The 24,278-nt window shown below is 70.6% G+C and carries 23 protein-coding genes and 1 pseudogene; 9 read left to right on the top strand and 15 right to left on the bottom strand.

From position 1 onward, the window contains the following. Positions 1–761: 761 nt before the first annotated feature. From ABD355_RS16590 to ABD355_RS16570, 5 genes and pseudogenes are all read right to left on the bottom strand, one after another. Positions 762–2,798, bottom strand: coding sequence for a WD40 repeat domain-containing protein (locus ABD355_RS16590; RefSeq protein WP_344401078.1), 2,037 nt, complete (start codon positions 2,796–2,798; stop codon positions 762–764). Between the two features lie 502 nt (positions 2,799–3,300). Next, positions 3,301–3,876, bottom strand: a complete 576-nt coding sequence (locus ABD355_RS16585; RefSeq protein ID WP_344401077.1) for a hypothetical protein — start codon at positions 3,874–3,876, stop codon at positions 3,301–3,303. Positions 3,877–4,036: 160 nt separating this feature from the next. Next, positions 4,037–4,159, bottom strand: coding sequence for an AbfB domain-containing protein (locus ABD355_RS16580; RefSeq protein ID WP_344401233.1), 123 nt, complete (start codon positions 4,157–4,159; stop codon positions 4,037–4,039). A gap of 23 nt (positions 4,160–4,182) precedes the next feature. Further along, a pseudogene (locus ABD355_RS16575) lies at positions 4,183–4,379 on the bottom strand (YdcF family protein); the annotation flags it as partial. A 69-nt stretch (positions 4,380–4,448) separates the two neighbouring features. Further along, positions 4,449–4,652, bottom strand: coding sequence for a cold-shock protein (locus ABD355_RS16570; RefSeq protein WP_014670069.1), 204 nt, complete (start codon positions 4,650–4,652; stop codon positions 4,449–4,451). 835 nt (positions 4,653–5,487) lie between these two features. Between ABD355_RS16570 and ABD355_RS16565 the strand changes: the two genes are divergently transcribed. Next, complete coding sequence (locus ABD355_RS16565) at positions 5,488–7,173, top strand: ribonuclease J (RefSeq protein WP_344401075.1); 1,686 nt, start codon at positions 5,488–5,490, stop codon at positions 7,171–7,173. On the opposite strand, the gene ABD355_RS16560 is transcribed toward ABD355_RS16565, so the two are convergent. From ABD355_RS16560 to ABD355_RS16550, 3 genes are all read right to left on the bottom strand, one after another. Then, positions 7,160–7,426 (bottom strand): hypothetical protein, encoded by a 267-nt coding sequence (locus tag ABD355_RS16560; RefSeq protein WP_344401074.1) that lies wholly within the window; start codon positions 7,424–7,426, stop codon positions 7,160–7,162. The genes ABD355_RS16565 and ABD355_RS16560 overlap by 14 nt on opposite strands. Positions 7,427–7,510: 84 nt before the next feature. Then, on the bottom strand, positions 7,511–7,753 hold the full coding sequence (locus ABD355_RS16555; RefSeq protein WP_344401073.1) for a DUF5302 domain-containing protein: 243 nt from the start codon (positions 7,751–7,753) through the stop codon (positions 7,511–7,513). 460 nt (positions 7,754–8,213) lie between these two features. Next, positions 8,214–8,753 (bottom strand): hypothetical protein, encoded by a 540-nt coding sequence (locus tag ABD355_RS16550; protein WP_344401072.1) that lies wholly within the window; start codon positions 8,751–8,753, stop codon positions 8,214–8,216. Between the two features lie 276 nt (positions 8,754–9,029). Here ABD355_RS16550 and ABD355_RS16545 point away from each other — a divergent pair, with 276 nt between their 5' ends. Beyond that, positions 9,030–10,151: a PP2C family protein-serine/threonine phosphatase gene (locus ABD355_RS16545; protein ID WP_344401071.1), complete on the top strand. Its 1,122-nt coding sequence runs from the start codon at positions 9,030–9,032 to the stop codon at positions 10,149–10,151. A gap of 347 nt (positions 10,152–10,498) precedes the next feature. Here ABD355_RS16545 and ABD355_RS16540 read toward each other — a convergent pair whose 3' ends face one another. After that, complete coding sequence (locus ABD355_RS16540; RefSeq protein WP_344401070.1) at positions 10,499–11,464, bottom strand: pirin family protein; 966 nt, start codon at positions 11,462–11,464, stop codon at positions 10,499–10,501. A gap of 112 nt (positions 11,465–11,576) precedes the next feature. Between ABD355_RS16540 and ABD355_RS16535 the strand changes: the two genes are divergently transcribed. The 3 genes from ABD355_RS16535 to ABD355_RS16525 all read left to right on the top strand — a co-directional run bounded on the left by ABD355_RS16535 (position 11,577) and on the right by ABD355_RS16525 (position 12,957). Further along, positions 11,577–12,062, top strand: coding sequence for a MarR family winged helix-turn-helix transcriptional regulator (locus ABD355_RS16535; RefSeq protein ID WP_344401069.1), 486 nt, complete (start codon positions 11,577–11,579; stop codon positions 12,060–12,062). A gap of 2 nt (positions 12,063–12,064) precedes the next feature. Beyond that, positions 12,065–12,529, top strand: coding sequence for a MarR family winged helix-turn-helix transcriptional regulator (locus ABD355_RS16530; protein WP_344401068.1), 465 nt, complete (start codon positions 12,065–12,067; stop codon positions 12,527–12,529). An 80-nt stretch (positions 12,530–12,609) separates the two neighbouring features. Next, positions 12,610–12,957 (top strand): tetratricopeptide repeat protein, encoded by a 348-nt coding sequence (locus tag ABD355_RS16525; RefSeq protein ID WP_344401066.1) that lies wholly within the window; start codon positions 12,610–12,612, stop codon positions 12,955–12,957. A gap of 89 nt (positions 12,958–13,046) precedes the next feature. Here ABD355_RS16525 and ABD355_RS16520 read toward each other — a convergent pair whose 3' ends face one another. Next, entirely contained in the window at positions 13,047–14,489 is a 1,443-nt protein-coding gene (locus ABD355_RS16520) for a PepSY-associated TM helix domain-containing protein (RefSeq protein ID WP_344401065.1), read from the bottom strand. A 144-nt stretch (positions 14,490–14,633) separates the two neighbouring features. Between ABD355_RS16520 and ABD355_RS16515 the strand changes: the two genes are divergently transcribed. Continuing rightward, positions 14,634–15,287: a peptide deformylase gene (locus ABD355_RS16515; RefSeq protein WP_344401064.1), complete on the top strand. Its 654-nt coding sequence runs from the start codon at positions 14,634–14,636 to the stop codon at positions 15,285–15,287. A 291-nt stretch (positions 15,288–15,578) separates the two neighbouring features. Continuing rightward, positions 15,579–17,165 (top strand): ABC-F family ATP-binding cassette domain-containing protein, encoded by a 1,587-nt coding sequence (locus tag ABD355_RS16510; RefSeq protein WP_344401063.1) that lies wholly within the window; start codon positions 15,579–15,581, stop codon positions 17,163–17,165. 18 nt (positions 17,166–17,183) lie between these two features. On the opposite strand, the gene ABD355_RS16505 is transcribed toward ABD355_RS16510, so the two are convergent. Then, the gene (locus tag ABD355_RS16505) at positions 17,184–18,617 is read right to left on the bottom strand and encodes a dihydrolipoyl dehydrogenase family protein (RefSeq protein ID WP_344401062.1); all 1,434 of its coding nucleotides are present in this window, start codon (positions 18,615–18,617) and stop codon (positions 17,184–17,186) included. 120 nt (positions 18,618–18,737) lie between these two features. Here ABD355_RS16505 and trxA point away from each other — a divergent pair, with 120 nt between their 5' ends. Beyond that, complete coding sequence (trxA, locus tag ABD355_RS16500; protein WP_099933232.1) at positions 18,738–19,124, top strand: thioredoxin; 387 nt, start codon at positions 18,738–18,740, stop codon at positions 19,122–19,124. A 24-nt stretch (positions 19,125–19,148) separates the two neighbouring features. Here trxA and ABD355_RS16495 read toward each other — a convergent pair whose 3' ends face one another. From ABD355_RS16495 to ABD355_RS16480, 4 genes are all read right to left on the bottom strand, one after another. Further along, on the bottom strand, positions 19,149–20,585 hold the full coding sequence (locus tag ABD355_RS16495) for a benzaldehyde dehydrogenase (RefSeq protein ID WP_344401060.1): 1,437 nt from the start codon (positions 20,583–20,585) through the stop codon (positions 19,149–19,151). A gap of 30 nt (positions 20,586–20,615) precedes the next feature. Then, the gene (locus ABD355_RS16490; RefSeq protein ID WP_344401059.1) at positions 20,616–21,794 is read right to left on the bottom strand and encodes a 4-hydroxybenzoate 3-monooxygenase; all 1,179 of its coding nucleotides are present in this window, start codon (positions 21,792–21,794) and stop codon (positions 20,616–20,618) included. 17 nt (positions 21,795–21,811) lie between these two features. Further along, positions 21,812–22,861, bottom strand: a complete 1,050-nt coding sequence (locus ABD355_RS16485; protein WP_344401057.1) for a LacI family DNA-binding transcriptional regulator — start codon at positions 22,859–22,861, stop codon at positions 21,812–21,814. A gap of 61 nt (positions 22,862–22,922) precedes the next feature. Then, positions 22,923–23,603, bottom strand: coding sequence for a TetR/AcrR family transcriptional regulator (locus ABD355_RS16480; RefSeq protein WP_344401056.1), 681 nt, complete (start codon positions 23,601–23,603; stop codon positions 22,923–22,925). Positions 23,604–23,705: 102 nt separating this feature from the next. On the opposite strand from ABD355_RS16480, the gene ABD355_RS16475 reads away from it, so the two are divergent. Beyond that, on the top strand, positions 23,706–24,269 hold the full coding sequence (locus ABD355_RS16475) for an NAD(P)H-dependent oxidoreductase (RefSeq protein WP_344401055.1): 564 nt from the start codon (positions 23,706–23,708) through the stop codon (positions 24,267–24,269). Positions 24,270–24,278: the final 9 nt, after the last annotated feature.

Raw genomic sequence — 24,278 nt, 5'->3', positions numbered from 1 at the left:
CTGATGGGCACGCCGCCACATGGGGGCGACGCGGCTCTGTTCCCCGACTGCCCGGCCGGTGCGGCACTCCGCAGCAGGGCATAGGCCTCCCACAGGCGCAGGCCGAGGCCGTCGTATTCCTCGGCGGCCGCCTGGAGAAGCCATATTGCTTCCGCCGGATCTCCTTGATGTTCGGCCAGTGCGGCCAGCCCTGCCGGACAGGGCGGCGGCGCGCCGAGGGCAGTGTCTGGCGACCGCGGCGAGCAATCATCGGCACGACGCGCCCGGCAACGGGGTGGCGGATCAAGTGATCCACGAGTTCCTGGGAGGCGGGATCCGCCCAGTGCGGATCGTCAATGACCAGGATCAGCCCGCCGTGCTCACCGAGACGGTGAGAAGGCGCGCGATCGCCCGGTGCACCCCGAATCGCGCAGCACCAGTAGCGGCGGTATCGCCTCGAGAGCCCGGACACCACCGTGCAGCAAGACGGCGGCGTAGGTGAGGGCCGGGTCATCGGCCGCCGGTTCCCTGGTGACCTCCGTGAAGGCACAGGTGAACGCCTGGAAGGCGGTGTGCTGTTCGTACTCCGTGCCCCTGGCCCGCAGCACGGTGAAGCCCCGGCCCGGGCCAAAACGGCCCCGATGCGCGAGAGTTCCGATGCCCTGGCCGCCAATCCGGTGCGGCAGGGACATCGGTGACCCGACGGAGGGCTGAGAGCGGCGTCCGGTCGTCTCGCGATCATCCGCTGATCGACGTGATCACGTCAGGAGGCTCGGGCAAGTTCATCCGCTGCGCCCGGTGAATGAAACCTTGAAGACTCCGCAGTCGTGTCCGACGATCACGTCCGCATCGGCACCGACCAGGCACGTCACCGCCACATCCAGGGCGATGTGCTGCACCGTACCGGTCTCGGGTTCCCACAGCCGCAGGCTCCGCCCCTGCTTGCTACCAGTGACCAGCGCAGGTCGCCGCCCACCGAGCGTGAGGGCGGTCATCGCGGTCAGCGGACTGTCAGGGCCGTCGGAGGACAGTCCGTCACCGACCGGGTCACCGGTGGTGGGGTCCCACAGCATGACGGCGCCATTGCGATCCCCTGTGGCCAGCAGGCTACGGCCATGCAGGGGCACCGCTGTCACGACTGCCACGCGATGACGGAGATCCTCAAGCGCCTGCTTGCTCAGCGGCACGGCGGCCCCTCGTTCCCAGGGGTCGTCGACCGCGGGATCCCACACGTGAACGTCGCCCTGTGTGTCAGAGGCCGCGATCAGGGTGTGACCGGCGGATATGGGGACGGCGCAGATCGATGCGATCGGCCGGCCATACGGGTTGAGACGCGCAAGGGACTCACCCGTCGACGGATCCCGCAACCGAACCGCGCCTCGGTCAGTGCCGGTGACGAGCAGGGTCCGCCCATCCGGTACGGCCGCGGCGCACATCCCCACCACGACGCCGAGCCAGTTGCCGACCGGTTCGCGGACCGCCCGACCGCTGAGCGGATCCCATAGGGCGATCGTTCCGGTGTCGCCACCGCTAGCCAAGACGACGTAACCGTCAGGGAGCGGAAGGGCGGTCAGAGAGCGGACACGGTCAGGATGTCCCGGCAGCGGGCCTTGGAGAAGCCGGCCATCCGCCACGTCCCGCAGCCACACCGCACCACCATCGCCGGCTCCGGCGACAAGTCTCGGCAGGCCCGGTGGGGACACGACCGCCAGCGCGTTGACGCCGTCGTGCGTGTTGGGCGCGGAATCAGTGAAGACTGTCAGGCGGCCCCGGGACGTTCCGTCCGCCGCGAGCAGAGCAGTGCCCTCCCGGTGAAGCCCAGTCGCCGCCGCATCGGCCTGCCTGACCCCCGCTGACGCTGCCGCCGTGGCCGACCAGTCATCGACGGTCCATGTCTGCCGGTGATGATTCCGGGGGCTTGCGCCACCGGGAGCATCCGTCAGACAGTCGGCGATCGTCCAGGTCTGCGCACAGTGCGGACAACGGAAGCAACCGGTCAGCAACAACAGTTTCCGCGCCCATTCCCTCCCCGCCCCTTCCGGGGTGCCCATCGCCGCAACCATGCCCGCGACCAGGCACAGCACAGCCTCCCCCGGCGCCGCCGAAGGAACTCCCGCCATCGCGACCGCCCGACCCACCCGCAGAAAGGGCTCCCACTGCTCCCCCAGCACCCCTTCATGCAAGGTCTGGGCGACCTCGTCCCACGGGTGCTTTCCCTGACGCACATGGACAAGGTCGGGCAACGCCGGTGCCTCGAACGGTGGTTGTACGGGGTCCACGAAGAACTCGGCGATCTCGGTGTCCGTGTCACACCCGGGACATACCAGCGAGAGATGGCTCTCCCGAGGATCGAAAAACTGCCACAGCGCCTGCCCTGTGTGGTGACCGGCGAGGGCCACACAGGAGAGCGCGAGGTGGGCGCACTGCGCCGCAGGAGTACCGACGGCAAGAAAGGACCGTACAGCCGCCTGCTCAGCCAGACGAACTGAGGCTCTGAATCCCGCTTCCAGATCAGTGGGAACGGGATCTCTGCCCTCCGCGGTCACCATGAACCCCACGTCGATCCACAGGTCCACGAACTTCTCCGGCGCCGCCGATGCCGCGTCGACGAGCGGGGGCAGTGCTGCGTAGGCACCGTTGTAGAGGGTTTCCTGGTGGAGCAGGCCGTCGACCAGCCGCCTCCAGGGCGCCTTCCATTCGTCACCGGTCTCCGCCTCGGCCCTGACTGCCATCGCCTCCAGGACCTCCTTCACCTCCTCCAACGCCACGCCGTCAAGCTCACGGCGACGGGGGCGGTTCAAGGGCGACTTCGCATTCATGGGACGGGAACTCTCCATCAACTTCGGCAACAGGGGGGCGAGTAATGGCGTCGGCCGGGTCGATGGGCAGGGCCCCGTCCCGGAACAGCCCGTCACATGATCGGCGATCGCGGCCGCCGAGCCGACGCGATCCGGTCCATGACGCACAGGACAGTGCGCCAGCCGTCGAGCACCACGGCTTGCACAGCGAGTCTGCGAGCCTGCTTCGACCACTCCACGAGTTCGGCCGACGCATCCTCTGCCGAGCGATGAGGGATCGACAGAACGAGCGGCTCCGCCCGATCTCCCGGGGCATGGTCGTCAGCACCGTGATGACCTTCGCCCATCCATCCCCTGCGACGTCCTGACCGGCCTGCTGGACCACGCGCCCAGCACCGCTGGATTGCTCGTCCTGCCCTCGTGGCCGGCCGTCGCCGGCGCGAACAGGACTGCTGGGAGCAGGCCTCTCGACGGCGCGGGAGGCGGGGCGACGCACGGTTCGAGACCTGTCGTACGGCTCCCTTCAGACCACGCCTCGTCCGTCCTGGCCCTCAACACCGTCGCGAGGGCATCGATCCCGCGCCGCCTGGTGGAGTTGTGCCATACGAAAGGCCCCGGCCCCCTCCGGCTCCCGCCCGGAGAACTCGGCGAGAACGCTGCCGTCCGGTGCCCTGAGCACTCGGCGCGTCCCGGAGTGCTTGCCTTCGTAGCCAGGGTGCTCCCAGTCCTCGTTGTCGAGACCAACCTCCGTCCAGCCGAAGGACCGCATGCCAACGCCGACAGCCACCACGACACCGTCCTCGAAGCAGTACAGCCGTGGCGTGGGGCCTCCCGCGCGCCGCCTGAACCGCCGCAGGACGGCCGGACCGATCCAGAGTGCGCCGAAGCCGAGCAGGAGAAGGGCGACCAGAAGCACGACCACGTGCAGTCGTCCCCCGTCGTAGACGTGGACGAAGCCCAGGACCGAGAGACCGACGCCCAGACCACCGCCGTAGAACAGTGCCTCCCCGGCACCGCCGACCCCCGGGCATGCGTATCCAATATATCGGCCGAAGCCACGCTCGGCTGCCAACGCCAGCGCCCCATCCGGTTCCCGCACCGCCTCCCCCTGTCCCCCTGGCCCCGCCACCGCCACGCTGATCACAGGCGCCCCTGCCAGCCGACGGAAGCGATCGGAGCCGCGAATGCCGTCGGAGAACCGTACGCGCGCGGGGCACGGCTCCACATCCGTGGAATCACTGAGAGGCAAGGCTGTTGCTTTACGTGTGGTCGGCATCCAGGTGACGCGCAGACGCTAGCCCGCGGCAGAAGGTGGCGTCCTGCGCGAACGAGCTGCCGCCGTTGTCGGTGCTCGGGTGGAGCTGGTAGTTGGAGTGAGGCAGGAACTGGGCGGGCTTGTTGGCGGACTCGAAGTACTGGTCGCACCGCCGCTGAAGATCACGCAGGTCCCGTGTGCACCGTCAACGGCGATGGAGCGGATTCCAGCACGGACTCGCCATCGATTGATCAAGTTCGCCGACGCGGATTCCGGTACCCCAACACCACCACGGCCGCGGAGGCGCCCCCGCTAGTCCCCACGTGCGCTCGAGACCAGCGCCTCAGATGAACCGTCGTGCGACGGTAAGGGCCTGGCGTCCCGAAGCCGGGATGCCGGGCCCTTACCGGGCGCGATCAGGCGGGGCGGATGTTCTCAGCCTGAGGGCCCTTCTGGCCCTGCGTGACGTCGAACTCGACCTTCTGTCCCTCCTGCAGCTCGCGGTAGCCCTGGCTGGCGATGTTGGAGTAGTGGGCGAAGACGTCGGGGCCGCCGCCCTCCTGCTCGATGAAGCCGAAGCCCTTCTCGCTGTTGAACCACTTCACTGTGCCCTTGGCCATGACTGTCTCCTTTGAGGGAAACCGGGCACGCACCCTGCGCGACCGGGAGGTGATCGCCCTGGTCCGGAGAGGCGCTGAACAGCAAGAACGCCCGTGAGGCGATCACGGGCGAACGGAACTTCGGAACCACGACTGCTGATCACAACGCTATAACGGCATGACGGAAGCCGCTAGCGAAAACGCGCCGACATCCGGCCCGGAACGAAGGGATGGATCGCCTGTGAGGCTCGGCCGATGGTGATCAAGCAGTTTCGCGCCCTTCTTCTGCACAAGGCTGCGGCGAGGCATGGCCTCTCCCCGCCGCCGGCTGTTCTCCGGGTGGGCCCCACCGATCATGCGTGACCGGCCCCTCCTCACACGACGTCACCTTCGACTTCCCGGAACCGGCTCGAGATCGACGAGTCGCCCCCACACGACCTCATCGTCGAGTTCGATGGGGCGCCACATCGGCTTCCTGCACAGCGGGCGGGGGCGGCAAGCGCTTCTGGGACACCGCCATCTGTCTGCCCGGCGAAGGAAGCTGCCTCGCTGCCCTCTCAGCCCCCTTGCTCCCGAGCGCCGAAGACACCGGGTCTCGACCACTGCGAGTGGACCAGTGCCGAGGCCCGCCGGGAGGCAGCGAACGCCGGAACACAACAGGGTGCACGCGATCTTCTCCAGCACCGGGCGAACGGTTCGGTCACGGAAGGTGCTACCGCTTTCACCACTCCCTGTCCCCGGTCGCCGGCGTGATCCGATCGTGCCGAGGCACGCTGCGGGTGCCCCGCTCCGTCGGGAAAGGGAGATCGCACAGGCAATGGATCATCCTGTCCCGCTCTCCGGGTACCGTCAGGGTATGAGTCATCCGCACCCCGAGCTGAAAGCCGCACCGCCCCTTGCCGAAGGAGGGCTGCGGGTCATTGCCCTGGGCGGCCTGGGTGAGATCGGCCGCAACATGACCGTCTTCGAGCACGCGGGCAAGTTGCTCATCGTCGACTGCGGCGTGCTGTTCCCCGAGGAGACCCAGCCCGGCGTGGACGTGATCCTGCCGGACTTCACCTCGATCCGGGACCGGCTGGACGACATCGTGGCCGTTGTCCTCACCCACGGCCACGAGGACCACATCGGCGGCGTGCCGTACCTGCTGCGCGAGCGGTCCGACATTCCCGTCGTCGGCTCCAAGCTGACGCTGGCCTTCCTGGAGGCCAAGCTCAAGGAACACGGCATCCGGCCGCGCACGGTGCGGGTGCGGGAGGGCGACCGGCGCGGCTTCGGGCCCTTCGACTGCGAGTTCGTGGCGGTCAACCACTCCATCCCCGACAGCCTCGCGGTCGCGATCCGCACCCGGGCCGGGATGGTGCTGCACACCGGTGACTTCAAGATGGACCAGTTCCCTCTCGACGACCGCATCACCGATCTGCGCGCCTTCGCCCGCCTCGGCGAGGAGGGCGTGGACCTGTTCCTCACCGACTCCACCAACGCCGAAGTCCCCGGCTTCACCACCTCCGAGCGAGAGCTGAACCCGGCGATCGAGCAGGTGATGCGCACCGCGCCGCGCCGGGTCATCGTCTCCAGCTTCGCCAGCCACGTGCACCGCATCCAGCAGATCCTGGACGCCGCCCACCAGCACGGCCGCAAGGTCGCCTTCGTCGGCCGGTCGATGGTCCGCAACATGGGCATCGCCCGTGACCTTGGCTATCTGAAGGTCCCCTCCGGTCTGGTCGTGAGCACGAAGGAGCTGGAGAAGCTCCCGGACCACAAGATCACCCTGGTGTGCACCGGCTCCCAGGGCGAACCGATGGCCGCGCTGTCACGGATGGCCAACCGCGATCACGTGATCCGCATCGGCAAGGGCGACACCGTCCTGCTCGCCAGCTCCTTGATCCCCGGCAACGAGAACGCCATCTACCGGGTGATCAACGGACTCACCCGGTGGGGCGCCCACGTGGTCCACAAGGGCAACGCCAAGGTGCACGTCTCCGGGCACGCCAGCGCCGGCGAACTCGTCTACTGCTACAACATCGTCAAACCCCGCAACGTCATGCCCGTGCACGGCGAATGGCGCCACCTGCGGGCCAACGCCGACCTCGCCATCCGTACCGGTGTCGACCCCGAACGCGTCGTCATCGCCGAGGACGGCGTCGTCGTCGACCTCGTCGACGGGCGCGCATCCATCACCGGCAAGGTCCCCGCCGGCAACGTCTACGTGGACGGCATGGAAGTCGGCGGCGCCACCGAAGCGTCCCTCAAGGACCGCCTCACCCTCGCCGCCGAAGGCGTGGTCACAGTGGTGGCGATCGTCGACGCGGACACCGGCGCCCTCGCCGAGGCCCCCGACTTCCTCGCCCGGGGCTTCGTCCACGACGACACCACCTTCGAGCCGGTCGTCCCCGTCATCGAGAAGACCCTGGCCACCGCAGCCGAGGAAGGCGTCGGGGACGCCCGCCAACTCGAACAACTCGTCGCCCGCGCCGTGGCGAACTGGGCGTTCCGCACCCACCGCCGCAAACCCCTCATCATCCCCGTCATCATCGACGCCTGAGCCACAGCCCGGCCGCCGTTGCTGTCGCAGCCCCGCGAGCAGCGAGGTCGGCACGCCCGGACCGGACGGTGGCGAAGCCGCCGGGCTCGACGAGGCGCATCGCCTCGCCGTCGGCGACCAGCAGGTCCGCGAGGGAGTCGGTGTTGCGGGCGACGGCCCCGGCGCCCCGCTCCAGGACCGCCTGCTCGAACTCCCGGCCATTCCCCAGGCAAGTCCGCCGGCTACGCCCCGCCCGCGACGCGCGCACGGACATGCGCACGTCGCGGGGCACTGCACGGGACGCGCGAGTGGATGGCGCGAGTGCCGGTGAAGAGGTTAGATCGCGGGACTCATCGGCTCAGCCGCCGCTCTTGCGCCTGAACGACCGCTGGCTCGCAGCCGGGCCGTGCGCCGAACGCACCTTCGACGCATCGGACTTGGCGGCAATATCAGCGGCATCCGCCTGCGCACCGCGCTTGCGCGCCAGGGCTTCGCGGAACTTGCGCTTGAGGTCGTAGTTGCCGTCGCCGTCCGGCTCCAGAGGGGACGTCTCGGGGGCAGCCGGCTCCGAACCTTCCGTAGATGCGCGCTCTGCGGTCATGGTGACCTCCTGGGTTCGGGGGGTTGGGCAAGCACAGCTTGTCATGCCGGGGCCCAGTGCAGGGCGCCGGCAACATCATCCTGCTCCGTTTCGGCGGGCATCCCCTCAAGAGCGGCAGCGGTCCCGACTTGGAGAAGTGGCCGCCCCGCGTCGCCGCCGCACGCAGGTCCGGAAGGATTCCGGAGACAAAGGAGCTGTACGGAAGCCGGTGTCGTGGCGGGTACGAGATCAAGCTCGTCGACATTCCCGCCTGGCGCCTTGCCGTCCTCGACCCCTCCCCGTGCCCTCGCGGCTCACGCGGCCGCCCACCGTCATCCGGGCCATGCAGAACGAACGCCAGCCGCCCGGCCTGACCAAGCCCGTCCAGGGACGCGCTCTCCGGCTCATCCAGGCGCTACTCACCGCCGCCGAGGCCGAAGGACACACCTGCGGCCGGACAAACCGGCTTCGCACCTCCGTCTCATCGCCGCCGCAGGGCACATCCCCACTTCACCATCACTGCACAGAGACAGCCCGTGGGGTTTCTCGTCCTCCAGGAGCAGGACCGGGCCGAGCACGTGGCCACCGAGAAGGGAGTCGCTGACGCCAGGAAACACACCGGTGCGCCTGGCCGGCGTCGAGGTTGATGCGGGTGATGTACCGGGTGCGTGCCGTACAGGTACGACGCGTCGGCGCCGTGCGGGCCGGACAGCCGCAGGTAGGTGTTCTTGTCGGGCTCGGTCTTGCTGGCCTCGATCTTCACGCCCTGGGCCTGCTTGATGGTGGGGTCGGGCAACAGGGTGGCGTCGCCGAGGTATCCGTAGTACGGGACCTGGTCGGTCGGGTTCTCCAGCTTCAGGGAGCCCTGTGCGACGGGGTGCTCGGCGAGCCCGGGCGACAGGACGTTGGGAGCGGTCACGCCGCGGGCGTCGGCGGCACCGGGGGACAGTGCGACGCCGACGCCGATCACACTCGCCGCCACCGCTGTTGCAACAACGCTGCCACGTCTCTTCTTGGCCATGTGCGATCACCTTCCAGATGAGCGGGGGCACACAGTCAAGACACAGGCGCAGTCACAGCGGCGCGTGCGGCATGAGCTTTGACGGCTACCGCGTCGCCGACGACATGATCACACCGTCCCCGTCCGCCGCCGGGCTGACGCAACCACCGCACGCAATGGCGCGGCACACCAGGGCCCCTGGCCCGGTGCACGACCAGGCGAGATCCCTTCCCCCTTCTCCACTACCTTGAAGCGGGCCACATCCCCGTATGCGGAGGCAGGTGGGACGCTTGGGTCATGGCCCTTCGACCACGGCCGGACTCCAAGCGTTCCTGGCAGCCGGGTCACGCACCCGCGCTTCTCGCGATTCCGCTCGGGCTGATCGTCGCGGTCTGTGTAGTGGATGTGCTGTCTCCGCCGCACATCCACCTCGGTCCACTGCTCGTGGCGGCGCCCGCGATCACGGTGGCGTTCGCCGGCGCCCGCGTCACGGCCCTGATGGGGGCTCTCGCGGTGGCGGCCCAGGTGCTGATCGGCGTCCTCAGAGGGGCCCTGCCCACCGCCAACATCCAGGTCCAGATCGCTGCCCTGATCGTCGTCTCCACCATCTGTGTCACCATCTGCGTCGTGCGGGACCGCCGTGAGCAGCAGTTGCACCGGGTGCGGTCGGTGGCCGAGGCGGCGCAGAGTGTGCTGCTGCAGCCCCTGCCCACCCACACCGGCCCGCTGCGCATCGCCGGCCTGTACATCCCTGCCGAGGAAGAGGCCGACCTGGGCGGCGACCTCTACGCCGCCGCCCGCACCGCCGACCACAGCACCCGGCTCCTCATCGGCGATGTGCGCGGCAACGGCCTGGCCGCGATCAACAACGCCGCCCTCCTGCTCGGCGCCTTCCGCGCGGCCGCCCATCGGCAAGCCACCCTCCCCCGCCTCGCCGTCCACCTGGACGCCGCGTTCCGCTGGGACACCAGCCAGTGGCGACCACAGACAGAGCAGGACACCAACGAGGACTTCGCCACCGCCACACTGCTCGACATCCCCGACCACGATCCGGTCGTCCACCTCATCACCTGCGGCCACCCACCGCCGCTCCTCCTGCGCGGCAGTCGGCTCATCCCCCTCACGGCCGAGGCGAGCCACCTCCCGATCGGATTCGGCGGGGTCTTCGGCATCACCGCCTACGAGGTCCAGACTTTCCCGTTCGAGGTGGGCGACCTGCTACTCCTCTACACCGACGGCGTCATCGAAGCGCGCAACGCCGACGGACTGTTCTATCCCTTTGCCGAACGGGCACCCGAGTGGACCAAGGACGACCCCGACGAACTCCTGCGCCACCTACAGGACGACCTGCTGGCCCACGTCCAAGGACACCTCGACGACGACGCGGCCGCAGTCGCCATTCGCCGCCTGGCCCTCTGAACCCCGGCCAGCCCGCGCGGCCGCCAGAATCCGCTCATCCTCGCCCCGGCCAAAACGTGTCGCCCAGGGAGTGATGGCCTGCCTCCGTTCATGCTCGGCGACCTCGCCCGGGAACGGGTGCGCGCCTCGGGCGGGCTGACCGAGCGCCGGTAACCCGACACCAAGGTCCACGCGGACAGAGCCGAAAGGGCATCCGTCAGCAGTGGAATCACTCGGGACCACACATCCGGGACCACACATCGGACCTGCGGCGGACCCAGCCGCCCTCCCCCGAATGATCGATGGGCGGGGCTGAGCCTCGACCGCACGTCACCCACCCATCGCAAGAAATCTGCCATTTCAGCAGGTCAGCGCACTCTGCCCCGTGGCTTCAGAGGCGTCACCGGCAGCTCCGGGGCCCGAAGGGGGTCCCCGTCGTACCCCTTCACCTCGCCGAAACGCGACCCTTCCATCCAGTCCCGGCGCGCCTGCACGATCTCCTCCTGCGACCGTCCGATCCAGTTCCAGAACATGATCAGCTCCTCCTCGAAGGGCTCGCCGCCCAGGAGCATCAGGCCCGCGTCCGACTCGGCGCGCAGTGGGAGTTCGGTGCGGCCGCAGCCGAGGTAGAGCATCGAACCCGGCAGGACCGGCACTCCGTCCACGTGGGCCTCGCCGGACATGGACAGGACGGCGTACTCGAAGTCCGGCTCCAGCGGCAGGCGTACGTCCGCGCCGCGGGCGAGGGTGAGGTCGGCGCCGACGATCGGGGTGTACGTCGTTCCGGGCGAGGTCGCGCCGTCGAGCGTGCCGAGGATCAGCGTGGCCTTGAGGCCGGGAGCCGTGACGCGCGGCAGTTCGGCGTGGTGCTCGAAGTGGGGGTCGGTGTGGCGGTGGCCGTCCGGGAGGGCCACCCACAGCTGCGCGCCGTGCAGGAAACGGGCGTGGGGCCGCGGGCTCTCCTCGGAGTGGCTGATGGCCCGTCCGGAGGTCATCAGGCCCAGTTCGCGGGGACGGATCGTCTGCAGGCTGCCGGTGGAGTCGCGGTGCAGCACCTCACCCTCGTGCAGCCAGCTCACCGTCTGCAGGCCCATGTGCGGGTGCGGCGGCACCTGCATCCCGGGTTCGTCGGCGATGTCGTCGGGGCCGTAGTGATCGACGAAGCACCAGGCGCCGACCATGCGGCGCCCCAGGTTGGGCAGCAGGCGGCGCACTTCGGACGACTCGCCGAGCTTGACGCGGCGAGGGCTGAGGAGTTCACGGACGGGCTCCGCCACGACGAATCCACGGCCGCCGCACACGGCGGGAACCGGCTCGCGATCAAGATTGCTCATGGCGCCAACCTAGCCCCGTCGAGGGCATCCCGTCAGTCCGTCCCCCGGGCGTTCTCGCCCACCCCCGGAGAAATACTAGCCATGGACATAGTAGCCATGTACTGTATCTGCCATGAGCACAGGTTCCGAGAAGGCCACGCCCGGCTTCCTGGTGTGGCGGCTGTCGATGAAGTGGCGGGTGGCCGTCGACCGGGCGGTGGCCCCGCTCGGGCTCACGCACGCGCAGTACTCGCTGGTGGCCTCGCTGTACGGCATGCAGCGCAGCGGGGAGCGTCCCAGCCAGCGCCGCCTCGCCGACGTGACGGGCCTCGAGCCGCTGTACGTGTCCAAACTGGCCCGCGCCCTGGAAGCAGCCGGCCTGATCGAACGCACCCGGGACCGCAAGGATCCGCGCGCCGTGCAGTTGGCCCTCACCGAGCAGGGCCGCGAGGTCACCGGGCGCGCGATCAAGGTCGTACAAGGGCTTCTGCAGCAGTTGCTGCAGCCGCTCGGCGGCCTCGACAGCCCGCGGACACGGGAGTTCACCCGGGAGTTGGCGACCCTGATCGACGCACCTCTTGATCCGCTCGGCGAGAACACCGACAGCGAGAAGGAGTAGTCATGACCACCACCGCACCCACCACCACGTACAGCAGCGCACCGCCCGTCGACCCTCGCGTCATCGCCCTGGCCCACTACGCCGGCCGCGCCGTCCTGGAGCAGGTACTGGCCCGCCACGGTGCCACCTTCCAGCAGCAGATCACCCTGCGACCGCTCGCCGCCGAAGGCCCGCTCGAGCGCGAAGAGCTCGTCGGACAGGTCGCCGGTGCGCTCAAGGTCGGGGCGGCCGAAGTGCAGGGCGTCATAGAGGAGCTGATCGCCAAGGGGCTGGTGGCCGCCGAGGCGCTCGGCGTCCGCGCCACCGATGCCGGTCGGGCTTTCCACGCCGAAGTCAGCGCCGAGACCGCGGTGATCTCCGCCCGGATCTATGCCGGCATCCCGGCGGAGGACCTGGCGGCGGCCGGGCGCGTGCTGGCCCTGGTGGCCGAGCGGGCCGACGCAGAGCTGGCCGCACTGACCGCCTGAGCACCCTCCCCGACACACCCGCACACGTAGTGGAATGTTCAACGACCTAGTTCGGTTGGAGTGCGTGAAGGAGGTCACGAGTGGAGATCACGTACTACGGCCACGGAACACCGGCGGAGCGCTGGGAGCGCGCGCAGATGTTCTTCGACGCCAAGGACTACGCCGCCGCGGCGCGCGTGCTGGGCGGGCTGGTCGAGGAGGTGCCGGAGCAGACCGGACCGCGGCTGCTGCTGGCGCGGGCCTACTACCACTCGGCCCAACTGCGGCGCGCGGAGAACGAGTTGCGTCTCATCGTCGAGCGCGACCCGGTGGAGCACTACGCCCGGCTGATGCTCGGCCGCACGCTCCAGCGTCAGGGGCGGCACGAGGAGGCCGAGTCGCACATGCGGATCGCTTCGGCGCTCGCGGGCGACTTCGAGCAGGTCTGAGAGACACCGTAGTTCTACGGCTCTGCGGCCGGGGCCCGGTTTCACGAAGGAACCGGGCCCCATGCCTGTCTCCGACCTGCGCCGACCCGCTACTGCCCATCCGGTGCGGGGGTGGACCGCCCCTTCCGGTGGGCGATCTCGCCGAGGAGGACGTCGACGACGATGAAGGCGGCCGACGGAATGCCGAGCAGCGGCACGAAGTAGCCGAGGACGGCGATGACGGCGACCGCCGGGACGAGGATCTGCGGCGGTACCTGCTGCCAGGCGCCACGTGGGATCGGCCGGCCGAAGGCGGAGCCGCGGCCGCGCTGCCACCACATGCGGTAGCCCCAGACGATCAGCAGGATGAGGGAGAGCGCCAAGAGCATCAGGGCGATCTGGTTGACCAGGCCGAACAGGACGCCCGTGTGCAGGTCGATGCCCCAGCGGGTCAGCTTGGCCAGCAGCGGGTAGTCGGCGAAGCGCAGTTCGTCGGTGACCTTGCCGGTGGCGGGGGCGACCGCCACCGAGTCCTGCTTCTCAGGCCAGCTGCGCTGCACCTGCTTGACGACGTACGCGGAGTTCGCGTCGGCGGGTGGCACGATCTCCACCGGGTCGGTGAGGCCCTTGGCCCGGGCCGCCGCCAGCACCTTGTCGAGGCCGACTCCGTGTCGGCCCGCCCCGGTGGTGGCGGAGGCGCCGTGCCCCGCGTGCTCGCCACCCGGTGTCGCCGAGACCGACGGGGTGGCCTGGCCGAGCGAGGTGCGCAGCGTGTCGATGTTCGCCCCGGCGTAGGTCGACCAGGTCAGACCGGTCGCCGACAGGAAGATGAACCCGGCGGCGGCCCAGACGCCGACGGTGCCGTGCAGACCGAGCGTGCGGCGCCGCCCGCTGGTGCCGCGTACCTTGCGTAGTGCCCGGCGGCGGGAGAACCACAGCACCAGGCCACCGCCGGAGATCACCCACAGCCAGCTCGCGGCGAACTCGCTGTAGAGCCGGCCGGTGTCACCGAGCTGCAGATCGCGGTGGAACTCGTCGATCCAGGTCCGCAGCGGCAACGCGCCCGTCGAGCCGTACTGTTCGAGGGTGCCGCGCACCTTGCCGGTGTACGGGTCGACGAAGACGGCGAGGGTGTGGTCGGGGTCGACGCCCTTGACGCCGGACAGCATCACGCGGGTGGTGGCGTCGGCCTCCGGGGAGGGTCGTATCGCCGAGACCGTGCCCTCGGGGTGCGCCTTGCGCGCGGCGGTGACCTGCTGGGATATCGGCAGCTTGGTGTCGCCGACCTTTGCGACGGTCAACTCGTGGGCGTACACGAGCTTCTCGGCCTGGAAGGCACCGGCGTACAGAAAGCCGGTGACGGCGGCGATGAGCAGAAACGGCGCGACGAACACTCCGGCGTAGAAGTGCAGTCGTAGCACCAGAGGGCGCAGCGGTGCCAGGCGGCCGGGTGACGGCGCCGAGGCGACGGCCGGTTGCGAGGCGTCGTCCGGTGGGGGTCCCCCCGCTGGAGCGGAGCCGGAAGTGGGGGAGGTCGAGGGAGCGGTGGACATCGGCGGGCTTCTCCGGGGGACGGGGAGGTGAGGGGCGTAGCGGTCCAGTAGTCGGGGGCGGGGGACGCCGAGTTCCCGGCGACGCGAGTGGTGCGCGTCACACGCCGGGACGGTGGTGACCGAAGTCCATGGCATCCTGGGCCGATGGCAACTCCCCGTAACCACGCGCCCCTTGCCGAGCAGGTCGAGGAACTTCTCGCCGTCGGCGGCCCGTTGCCCATCGTCGCGGCGGGTGACCCGGTCCTGCGACGGGGCACCGAGCGCTTCGACGGCCAGCTCGCCCCCGCGCTGCTGGCGCGCTTCGTCGAGGCCCTGCGCGTCACCATGCACGAGGCACCGGGTGTGGGCCTGGCCGCACCGCAGGTGGGTGTGCCGCTGCGGATCGCGGTGATCGAGGATCAGGCTCCGGTGCCGGAGGAGGTGCGGCTGGCCCGCGGCCGGGTGCCGCAGCCGTTCCGGGTACTGGTCAATCCGGCGTACGAGCCCGTCGGGACGGCGCGGGCGGCCTTCTTCGAGGGCTGTCTGAGCGTGCCGGGCTGGCAGGCGATCGTGGCGCGGCACGCGCAGGTGCGGCTGACGGGCCAGGACGAGCACGGACGCACCGTGGACGAGGTCTTCAGCGGCTGGCCGGCGCGGATCGTGCAGCACGAGACGGACCATCTCGACGGCGTCCTGTATCTCGACCGGGCGGAACTGCGCTCACTGGCCTCGAACGAGGCGATGGCTCAGCGGTGGACCCAGCCGACGCCTGAAAAGGCGGCGCGGGCCCTGGGTTTCGACCTGCCGGCACAGCCGTGAGGAGCGCTATTTGACCGTACGGGCGTCACCAGGGCGCCCGCATGACGCAAAGACGGCCGGGGCACCGATCCGGGGGACGCCCTACCCCGGTCGAGACGGTCGCCCCGCAGATCAGCCACGCTGACGCACCCGCACTCCGCCCGGCTCGCCGCATCGGGCGCAAAAAATCCCAGGCGCCCGTCCGCGCGCCACCGCTACGCTGGCCGCATGTCAACGCCCCGAATCTCTTAGCTACAGGACCCGCTTCCACGCCACCCGTGTGTCCTCTTTGCTTGCTTCGGAGCGTTTCTCATGATCACCGTTCGTGGTGTCGACGTGCGCGTCGGCGCGCGTCTGCTGCTGTCCGGCATCTCCTTCCATGTCTCCCCCGGCGACCGAATCGGCCTGGTGGGCCGCAACGGCGCGGGAAAGACCACCCTGCTCAACACCCTTGCGGGCACGCTGCGTCCGGCCGCAGGGACGGTCACCCGTACCGGCGCGGTCGGCCACCTACCGCAGGACTCACGGGCCGCCGACCCGGCGGTCACGGTCACCGACCGCATCCTGTCCGCGCGCGGCCTCGACCAGGCCGTACGCGACCTGCGGCGTACCGAGGCGGCCATGGCCGACGGGTCGGAGCGGGCGATGGACGCCTATGTGCGTGCGGAGGCCGAGTTCCAGGCCCGCGGTGGGTACGCGGCGGAGGCCGAGGCGGCTCGGATCGCCGCCGGGCTCGGTCTGCCCGACGAACTGCTCGGCCGGCCGCTCGGTGCGCTGTCGGGCGGGCAGCGCCGCCGGGTGGAACTGGCCCGCATCCTGTTCGCGGACCACGGCACCCTGCTGCTCGACGAGCCGACGAACCACCTGGATGTGAGCGCGATCGCCTGGCTGCGCGCGTACTTGACGGGCCATCAGGCGGGGATGGTCCTCATCAGCCATGACACCTCCCTGCTCGCCGACACCGTCAACCGGGTCTTCCACCTGGATCCGCAGCGCGCCGCGATCGACGTGCACAACACCGGCTGGGACACCTACCTCGCCCAGCGCGCGGCCGACGAGCGGCGGCGGGCGCGGGAGCGGGCGAGCGCGGAGCGCAAGGCGGCGTCGCTGCACACGCAGGCGAACAAGATGCGGGCCCGCGCGTCGACGGCGGTGGCTGCGAAGAACATGGCACGGCGAGCCGACCGCCTGCTGGCCGACCTCGAACCGGTGCGGCGCGCGGACAAGGTGGCGCGCATCCGACTGCCCGAGCCCGCGCCGTGCGGGCGGATCCCGCTGGGTGCGATCGGCCTGACGAAGTCCTACGGCGGTCAACAGGTCCTCAGCAGCGTGGATCTGGCGGTCGAGCGGGGCAGTCGTCTGGTGGTCCTCGGGCCCAACGGGGCCGGAAAGACGACCCTGTTGCGGGTCCTGGCCGGTCAGGTCGCGCCCGACGGCGGCAGGGTGGTGCACGGACCCGGGCTGCGGCTCGGCTACTTCGCGCAGGAGCACGACACGCTGGACGCCGAGTCGACGGTCGGCGCCCATCTCGCGGCGGCCGCCCCGCACCTGACGGACGACGAAGTCCGGGGTGTGCTGGGCTCGTTCCTGTTCAAGGGGGATGACGTCCACAAGCGCGTCGAGGTCCTGTCCGGCGGGGAGAAAACCCGCCTCGCCCTGGCGGGTCTGGTCCACTCCGGCGCGAACGTGCTGCTCCTGGACGAGCCCACCAACAACCTGGACCCGGCCTCCCGCGCCGAGGTCCTGGCCGCGGTGGGCACGTATCCGGGCGCGATCGTCATGGTCACCCACGACGAGGCCGCCGTCGCGGCGCTGCGCCCGGACCGGGTTCTGCTGCTGCCGGAGTCCGAGGAGGATCTGTGGAGCGAGGACTACCTGGAGCTGGTGGTGTCCGCGTGAAGTTCCCTTCCCGTGTGGTCAGTTGTCGCGGTACGCCTCCAGCAGCCGCAGCCACACCTCGCTGATCGTCGGGAACGACGGCACCGCGTGCCAGAGCCTGCTGATCGGGACCCGGCCGGCGACCGCGATGGTCGCCGAGTGGATGAGTTCGCCGACTCCGGGGCCGACGAAGGTGACTCCGCGCAGGATCTCCTCGTTCAGGTCCACGACCATGCGCGCGCGGCCGCGGTAGCCGTCGGCGTACAGACCGGCACCGGATGCGGAGGTCATCTCGACGTCCACGGCCCGCACCCGGTGGCCGGCCTGTTCCGCCTCGGCGAGAGAGAGGCCGACGGCGGCCGCCTCCGGGTCGGTGAAGACGACCTGGGGTACGGCGTGGTGGTCGGCGGTGGCGGCGTGGGCGCCCCAGGGGTCCGACTCCAGGATCGGGACGCCGGAGGCGCGGGCGGCGATGGCGGCGCCCGCGATGCGGGCCTGGTACTTGCCCTGGTGGGTGAGGAGGGCGCGGTGGTTGACGTCGCCGACCGCGTAGAGCCAGTCGGTGCCGGTCACGCGCAGGCTGTCGTCGACCGGGAGCCAGCCGCCCGGCTCCAGGCCGACGCTGTCCAGTCCGATGTCGGCGGTTTTCGGACGGCGGCCGGTGGCGAAGAGGATCTCGTCGGCCTCGATGCGGTCGCCCTGGTCGGTGACGACCACGACCGTGCCGTTCTCGCGGGTGACCGACTCGACCGAGGTGCCGGTGCGCACGTCCGCGCCGGCCTCGGTGAGGGCCTCGGCGACCAGCTCGCCGGCGAAGGGTTCCATGCGGTTGAGCAGGCCCTTGCCGCGGACCAGGACGGTGACCTGGGAGCCGAGGGCCTGCCAGGCGGTGGCCATCTCGGCGGCGACCACTCCCCCGCCGACCACGACCAGCCGGCCGGGCACCTCCTGCGCGCTGGTGGCGTTCCTGCTGGTCCACGGCTTGACCTCGGCCAGGCCCGGCAGGTCGGGCAGGACGGCGTCGGTACCGGTGCAGACGGCGACGGCGTGCCGGGCGGTGAGCACCTTCTGCCCGCCCTCGGAACCGGTGACGGTCACCGTGCGCGGGCCGGTCAGGCGGCCGTGGCCGCGGTGGAGGTCGGCGCCGATGCCGTCCAGCCAGCCGGCGGCGCCTTCGTCGTGCCAGTCAGAGGTGTAGTAGTTTCGGTGGGCGAGGACCGCGGCGGCATCGAGGGGGCCCTGCACCGACTGGCGCAGACCGGGCACGCGGCGGGCGTCCGCGCGGGCGATGACCGGGCGCAGCATGGCCTTGCTGGGGATGCAGGCCCAGTACGAGCACTCGCCGCCGACCAGCTCGCTCTCCACGACCGCGGTGGACAGGCCGGCCGCGCGGGTGCGGTCGGCGACGTTCTCCCCCACGGGCCCGGCCCCGAGCACCACGACGTCGTACGCGATGGTTTCCGTTTCCGTCATGGGGTCAGTCTGGTGGGTGGTGTGCGCTCAGGCCACACGGGTAGGGGCGCGGAATACGTGACCGGCCGGCCGTGTTGTGCCGACGGCTTCGCCCGACAGCAGGAAGAGGGATTTCAGGTCATGAGCAGCACCGTGGAGCTCACCAAGGAGAACTTCGACCAGACGGTCACGGACAACGACTTCGTCCTGATCGACTTCTGGGCGTCGTGGTGCGGGCCGTGCCGTCAGTTCGCGCCGGTCTACGAGAAGGCGGCCGAGGACAACCCGGACCTGGTGTTCGGCAAGATCGACACCGAGGCGCAGCCGGAGCTGGCCGCGGCCTTCGGTATCCAGTCGATCCCGACGCTGATGATCGTCCGCGACCAGGTCGCGGTGTTCGCGCAGCCGGGAGCGCTGCCCGAGGCCGCCTTGACGGACGTCATCGGCCAGGCCCGCAAGCTGGACATGGACGAGGTCCGCAAGGCGGTCGCGGAGCAGCAGGCGCAGGCCGAGCAGAACGGCCAGTAGCCCTCTGTGGGCCGGTAGCCCTCTCTAGAAGGGGTACGGCGCCACGTCACCGCGCACCGTCGTCCAGCGCACGTCGGTGAAGGCCTCCAGATTGGCCTCGCCGCCGAAGCGGGCGCCGGTGCCGGAGGCGGCGATGCCTCCGAAGGGGGCCACGGCCTCGTCGTTGACCGTCTGGTCGTTGATGTGGACGATGCCGGTCGGGATGCGTTCGGCGAGGTCGAGGCCGCGGGCCGCGTCGCGGGTGACGATGCCCAGGGACAGGCCGTACTCCCCGGCCGATGCCAGGGCTGCCGCCTCGTCGGCGGTGGCGAAGGACCGTACGGGCGCGACCGGGCCGAAGACCTCCTCGGCGTAGGCGGGGCTCTGGTCGTCGACGCCCGCGAGGACCGTCGGACGGTAGAAGAGGCGGTCGTGGGTTCCGCCCGCGGCCAGTTTGGCGCCGCGGGAGGTGCTGGCCTCGACCAGGCCGTGCACCTTGGTCAGCTGGGCGTCGTCGATGATGGGGCCGAGGTGGACCTGCTCGCGGTGCGGGTCGCCGACGGCGAGGGAGTCGGCCTTGGCGGCGAGGCGCTCGACGTACTCCTCGTAGAGCGACTGGTGCACCAGGTGGCGGCCGGTCGTCATGCAGATCTGGCCCTGGTGGAAGAACGAGCCCCAGGCGGCCGTGGAGATCACCGCGTCCAGGTCGGCGTCCTCGAGGACGACCATGGCGGAGTTGCCGCCGAGTTCCAGGTGGACGCGCTTGAGGTGGCGGCCGCCCGCCTCGCCGACCGCGCGGCCCGCTGCCGTGGAGCCGGTGAAGGAGATGACGGGCACCTTCGGGTCGGCGACCAGGGCCTGGCCGACGTCCGGGCCGCCCGGCAGGACGTGCAGCAGGTTCTCGGGCAGGCCGGCCTCGGCGAAGACCGCGGCGAGGGAGAGCCCGCCGCAGACCGCCGTGCGCGGGTCCGGCTTGAGGACGACCGCGTTGCCGAGCGCGAGAGCCGGGGCGACCGAGCGGATCGAGAGGATCAGCGGGGCGTTGAAGGGGGAGATCACGCCGACCACGCCGACCGGGATGCGTCGCGTGTACGACAGCCGGGGTGCCTCGCTGGGCAGGATCTGTCCGGCCGGGCGGGAGGCGAGGGCGGCGGCCTCGTAGCACTCCTGGGCGGCGACGTGCAGCTCGAACTCGGCCTTGCCGGGGATGGAGCCGGACTCGCGGACGAGCCATTCGCGCAGCTCGTCGGCGTGCGCGGCGAACAGGTCGCCGGCCTTGCGCAGCACGCCGGCGCGGACGAAGTGCGGGACGCGGGCCCACTCGGTCTGGGCGGCGCCGGCGGCCTCGGCGGCCGGGCCGACGTCCGCGGCCGAGGCGAGGGTGACGGTCGCGAGGCTGTCCCCGGTGGCGGGCTCCGTCACGGCGTACTCCGGTCCCGACAGGGGTCGGGGCTGCCAGGTCTTCGGGTCGAGCAGCGGCATGACGGCTCTCCGTTTCGTCACCGGCGGGACTCAGGCCATCAGCGGAAGTCCCGTGTAGTTGGCGGCCAGTTCGGCGGCCGCGTGGCGGGATGCGGCGATCCGGCGCAGACGTGTCACCTGCAGGCGGTTCTCGAACGCATCCCCATCTGGTTGAGCATGCAACATCTTAGTCATGTCGTAGGAGAAGCGCGTGGCTTGCCACACCCGTTCGAGGCAGATCTCCGAATAGGTGTCGAGGAGTTGCTCGGATCCGCTGCGGTGCCACTCGGCGAAGGCGCGGGCGAGGACGCGGACGTCGGAGACGGCGAGGTTGAGGCCCTTGGCCCCGGTCGGCGGCACGATGTGGGCGGCGTCGCCGGCCAGCAGCAGCCGGCCGTGGCGCATGGGTTCGTGGACGTAGCTGCGCATCGACGTGACGGACTTGGCGGTGATGGGGCCGCGGTGCAGGGTCCAGTCGGCGTCGACGGCGAAGCGGGCTGCGAGCTCGTCCCAGATGCGCTCGTCGGGCCAGTCGTCGGGGTCGGCGTGGTTCGGAACCTGGAGGTAGAGGCGGGACAGGTGCGGGGAGCGCATGCTGTGCAGGGCGAAGCCGCTCTCGCCGCGCGCGTAGATCAGCTCGTCGCAGGAGGGTGCCACGTCGGCGAGGATCCCGAGCCAGGAGTACGGGTAGTCGTGCGCGTACGAGCGGCTGCTCGCGGCGGGGAAGGTGTCGCGGGAGATGCCGTGGAAGCCGTCGCAGCCGATCACCCAGTCGCAGGTCAGCGTCTGTTCGCGGCCCTCGTGCAGGAAGCGTACGACGGGCGAGGAGCTCTCCGGCTTCTCGATCGCGAGGGCCTCCGCCTCGAACAACAGGGGTGGCCCTTCGGCCAGTTGGAGGGCGACGAGGTCTTTGACGATCTCGGTCTGGGCGTAGATGGTGACGGTGCGGCCGCCGGTGAGGGCCGGGAAGTCGATGTGGTGGCGTTCGCGGTCGAAGCGCAGCTCGATGCCCTGGTGGACCAGGCCCTCGGCGTTCAGGCGCGCGGCGGCACCGGCCTCGCGCAGGGCGTCGACGGTGCCCTGTTCCAGCATGCCGGCGCGCTGACGGTGCTCGACGTACTCGCGGTTCCTGGCCTCCAGGACGACGCAGTCGATACCCGTGCGGTGCAGCAGCCGGGCCAGGAGCAGCCCGGCGGGGCCGCCGCCGATGATGCCGACGGTCGTGCGCATGGGCGCCTCCCGGAGGTTCAGCTGGAGTCGCGGTGGACCACCGTGGCCCCCAGCACCTTGTGCGTCTCGGGCGCGGCGCCCGGGTTGCGGACCGCGCGGTCGACCAGTTCGGCGAGGTCGCGGCCGGACGGCAGCTCGATGTGGACCGTGCTCAGCCGGGGCCTGAGCAGCCGGCCGAGCATGAGGTCGTCGGCGCCGATCACGGCCGTGTCCTCCGGGATGCGCACCCCCGCGTCCTGCAGGGCACGCATCAGCAGCATCGCGTACTCGTCGTTGTACGCGAACACGGCGTCGAGGTCGAGTGCGCGCCAGCGGGCTGCGAGGCGCGCGGCGGATTCCTCCTCGTAGCCGAGGGGCAGTTCGGTGACGGTGGCGTCCGTGCCGTGCAGGGCGCGGCGCACGCCGGCGAGGCGGGGCAGGGAGAAGGACTCCAGGCCCTCTTCCTCGGGTACGACGACGCCGATGCGGCGCCGGCCGCGGTCGAAGAGATGGCTGCCGGCGCAGTGGCCGACGGCCTCGTGGTCCATCAGCAGGGCGTGGGCGCCGTCGACGGAGTCGGGGCCGAGGGTGACGACGGCCCGGGCGCCGGAGCGCTTGAGCACGGTCACGCCCTGCGGGGTGAGGGAGCCGGGGCCGGGCACCAGGACAGCGACCGGGCGCAGCTCGGCCCAGGCGCGGGCGGCCTCGTCGCCGTGCACGCCGACGGAGCCGTACTGCACGACCGTGTAGTCCAGGCGGCCCAGCGCCCACTGCAGCTCGCTGATGAACTGGCTGTAGAGGGGGCCGACCGGGAAACTCGGCGCGGGCATCAGGACCATGCGGCTGTGCCCGGCGCGCAGGCTGCGGGCGGCCGCGTGCGGCACGTACCCGAGTTCCTTGGCGGCCTCGTGGACACGGCGGCGCGTGGGCTCGCTGATACGTACGGCGCTGGCGTTGTTGAGGACGTAGGAGACGGTCGCGCGCGAGACGCCGGCCAGGCGGGCCACATCGGCGCTCGTGGGCACGGAGCGCGGTGCGGGCGACGAGGACGCGGGCGTTTTCGGTATCTGCACCATGACGTACGGCATCTTTGCAGAACCTGTGGCCGAGACCACAGGCGGGGCGTCGCCGACCGCGGCCGAGCGGGGCTCAGCAGGGCGGGCGGCTGCCGGTGACGCGGTCGACGAGGTCGAGCCAGCCCTTCTCCAGGCGCTCCAGGGGCATGCCGCACTGCTTGGTCAGATGGTGGATCAAGGCGGGGTCGAGATAGCCCATCAGGGTCTGGGCGAGAAGTTCGCAGTCGGCGTCCGGCGCTATCTGCCGCAGCAGCATCGTGACATGTGTGTGCAGCGCCCGGAGCGAGGGGTGGGCGAAGCGACGGGTGGGTTCCGGCTGGGCGGCCAGTTGCAGGTCCAGCTGCTCGACCGAGCGATACAGCACGGCCACGCCGAACGCGCGCAGCCGCTCGATCGCCGGCGCCCCGGGGCCCAGCGGCGGCGGTCCGCCGAGGAAGTCGGCCTGCAGCTTCCTCGACGAATGGTCCAGCAGCGCCGTCAGCAGCCCGGTACGGTCGCCGAAGCGGCGGAAGACGGTCCCCTTGCCCACGTTGGCCGCCGCGGCGACCGCCTCCATGGTGACCCCGGCCGCCCCGTGCTCCGCGATCAGCCGGGTGGCCGCCTCCAGCAGCCGGGCCCGGTTGCGGGCGGCGTCGGCGCGCAGGCACGGATCGTCCCCGGCGGAGCTGAGCTGCAGCAACTCGGGCTCGCCGGCAGGCTCCTGAGGCCTCGGAAAGGGCGGCAGCGTGGCGGACATGAAGACAGCGTAAAGCATCGGGAACAAAACTGGACCGCGGTCCGGTTAGGGTGCTACACAATAAACGGACCTCGGTCCGGATCGTAACGGCAATGTTTCAGCATCCCCCTGGAGTACCCCATGTCTGTTCGCATCCTTGCGCTCGTCGGCAGCCTCCGCGCCGGTTCGCACAACCGCCAGCTCGCCGAGGCGGCCGTCAAGCTCGCCCCCGAGGGCGCGGACGTCGTGCTGTTCGAGGGCCTGGCCGAGATCCCCTTCTACAACGAGGACATCGACGTCGAGGGCAGCGTCCCGGCCGCCGCCGCGAAGCTCCGCGAGGCCGCGCAGGCCGCCGACGCCTTCCTGTTCTTCTCCCCCGAGTACAACGGCACCATCCCGGCCGTCCTGAAGAACGCCATCGACTGGCTGTCCCGCCCCTACGGCGCCGGCGCCTTCGGCGGCAAGCCGGTCGCCGTGGTCGGCACCGCCTTCGGCCAGTTCGGTGGCGTGTGGGCGCAGGACGAGACCCGCAAGGCCGTGGGCATCGCCGGCGGCAAGGTGCTGGAGGACGTCAAGCTCTCCATCCCCGGCTCCGTGGTCCGCTTCGCCGAGACCCACCCGGCCGACGACGCCGAGGTCGCCGCGCAGCTGACCGAGGTCATCGCCCGCATCCACGGCCACGCGGACGAGGCCGCTGCCGCCTGAGCAGGCACA

The sequence above is a fragment of the Streptomyces longisporus genome (genome assembly GCF_039532765.1).
Classification (GTDB): domain Bacteria; phylum Actinomycetota; class Actinomycetes; order Streptomycetales; family Streptomycetaceae; genus Streptomyces; species Streptomyces longisporus.
The sequence above is the reverse complement of the archived record's forward strand: the minus strand, read 5'-3'. Positions and strand labels throughout refer to the sequence as shown.

What these genes read in the sequence shown, in the direction of transcription:
- ABD355_RS16505 (WP_344401062.1), bottom strand. Translation starts at nt 18,617, where the DNA reads ATGACGGAAACGGAAACCATCGCGTACGACGTCGTGGTGCTCGGGGCC.
- ABD355_RS16475 (WP_344401055.1), top strand. Translation starts at nt 23,706, where the DNA reads ATGTCTGTTCGCATCCTTGCGCTCGTCGGCAGCCTCCGCGCCGGTTCG.
- ABD355_RS16570 (WP_014670069.1), bottom strand. Translation starts at nt 4,652, where the DNA reads ATGGCCAAGGGCACAGTGAAGTGGTTCAACAGCGAGAAGGGCTTCGGC.
- ABD355_RS16555 (WP_344401073.1), bottom strand. Translation starts at nt 7,753, where the DNA reads ATGACCGCAGAGCGCGCATCTACGGAAGGTTCGGAGCCGGCTGCCCCC.
- trxA (WP_099933232.1), top strand. Translation starts at nt 18,738, where the DNA reads ATGAGCAGCACCGTGGAGCTCACCAAGGAGAACTTCGACCAGACGGTC.
- ABD355_RS16590 (WP_344401078.1), bottom strand. Translation starts at nt 2,798, where the DNA reads ATGAATGCGAAGTCGCCCTTGAACCGCCCCCGTCGCCGTGAGCTTGAC.
- ABD355_RS16560 (WP_344401074.1), bottom strand. Translation starts at nt 7,426, where the DNA reads ATGTCCGTGCGCGCGTCGCGGGCGGGGCGTAGCCGGCGGACTTGCCTG.
- ABD355_RS16480 (WP_344401056.1), bottom strand. Translation starts at nt 23,603, where the DNA reads ATGCTTTACGCTGTCTTCATGTCCGCCACGCTGCCGCCCTTTCCGAGG.
- ABD355_RS16540 (WP_344401070.1), bottom strand. Translation starts at nt 11,464, where the DNA reads ATGAGCAATCTTGATCGCGAGCCGGTTCCCGCCGTGTGCGGCGGCCGT.
- ABD355_RS16565 (WP_344401075.1), top strand. Translation starts at nt 5,488, where the DNA reads ATGAGTCATCCGCACCCCGAGCTGAAAGCCGCACCGCCCCTTGCCGAA.
- ABD355_RS16490 (WP_344401059.1), bottom strand. Translation starts at nt 21,794, where the DNA reads ATGCGCACGACCGTCGGCATCATCGGCGGCGGCCCCGCCGGGCTGCTC.
- ABD355_RS16495 (WP_344401060.1), bottom strand. Translation starts at nt 20,585, where the DNA reads ATGCCGCTGCTCGACCCGAAGACCTGGCAGCCCCGACCCCTGTCGGGA.
- ABD355_RS16510 (WP_344401063.1), top strand. Translation starts at nt 15,579, where the DNA reads ATGATCACCGTTCGTGGTGTCGACGTGCGCGTCGGCGCGCGTCTGCTG.
- ABD355_RS16485 (WP_344401057.1), bottom strand. Translation starts at nt 22,861, where the DNA reads ATGCCGTACGTCATGGTGCAGATACCGAAAACGCCCGCGTCCTCGTCG.
- ABD355_RS16520 (WP_344401065.1), bottom strand. Translation starts at nt 14,489, where the DNA reads ATGTCCACCGCTCCCTCGACCTCCCCCACTTCCGGCTCCGCTCCAGCG.
- ABD355_RS16550 (WP_344401072.1), bottom strand. Translation starts at nt 8,753, where the DNA reads ATGGCCAAGAAGAGACGTGGCAGCGTTGTTGCAACAGCGGTGGCGGCG.
- ABD355_RS16515 (WP_344401064.1), top strand. Translation starts at nt 14,634, where the DNA reads ATGGCAACTCCCCGTAACCACGCGCCCCTTGCCGAGCAGGTCGAGGAA.
- ABD355_RS16530 (WP_344401068.1), top strand. Translation starts at nt 12,065, where the DNA reads ATGACCACCACCGCACCCACCACCACGTACAGCAGCGCACCGCCCGTC.
- ABD355_RS16545 (WP_344401071.1), top strand. Translation starts at nt 9,030, where the DNA reads ATGGCCCTTCGACCACGGCCGGACTCCAAGCGTTCCTGGCAGCCGGGT.
- ABD355_RS16535 (WP_344401069.1), top strand. Translation starts at nt 11,577, where the DNA reads ATGAGCACAGGTTCCGAGAAGGCCACGCCCGGCTTCCTGGTGTGGCGG.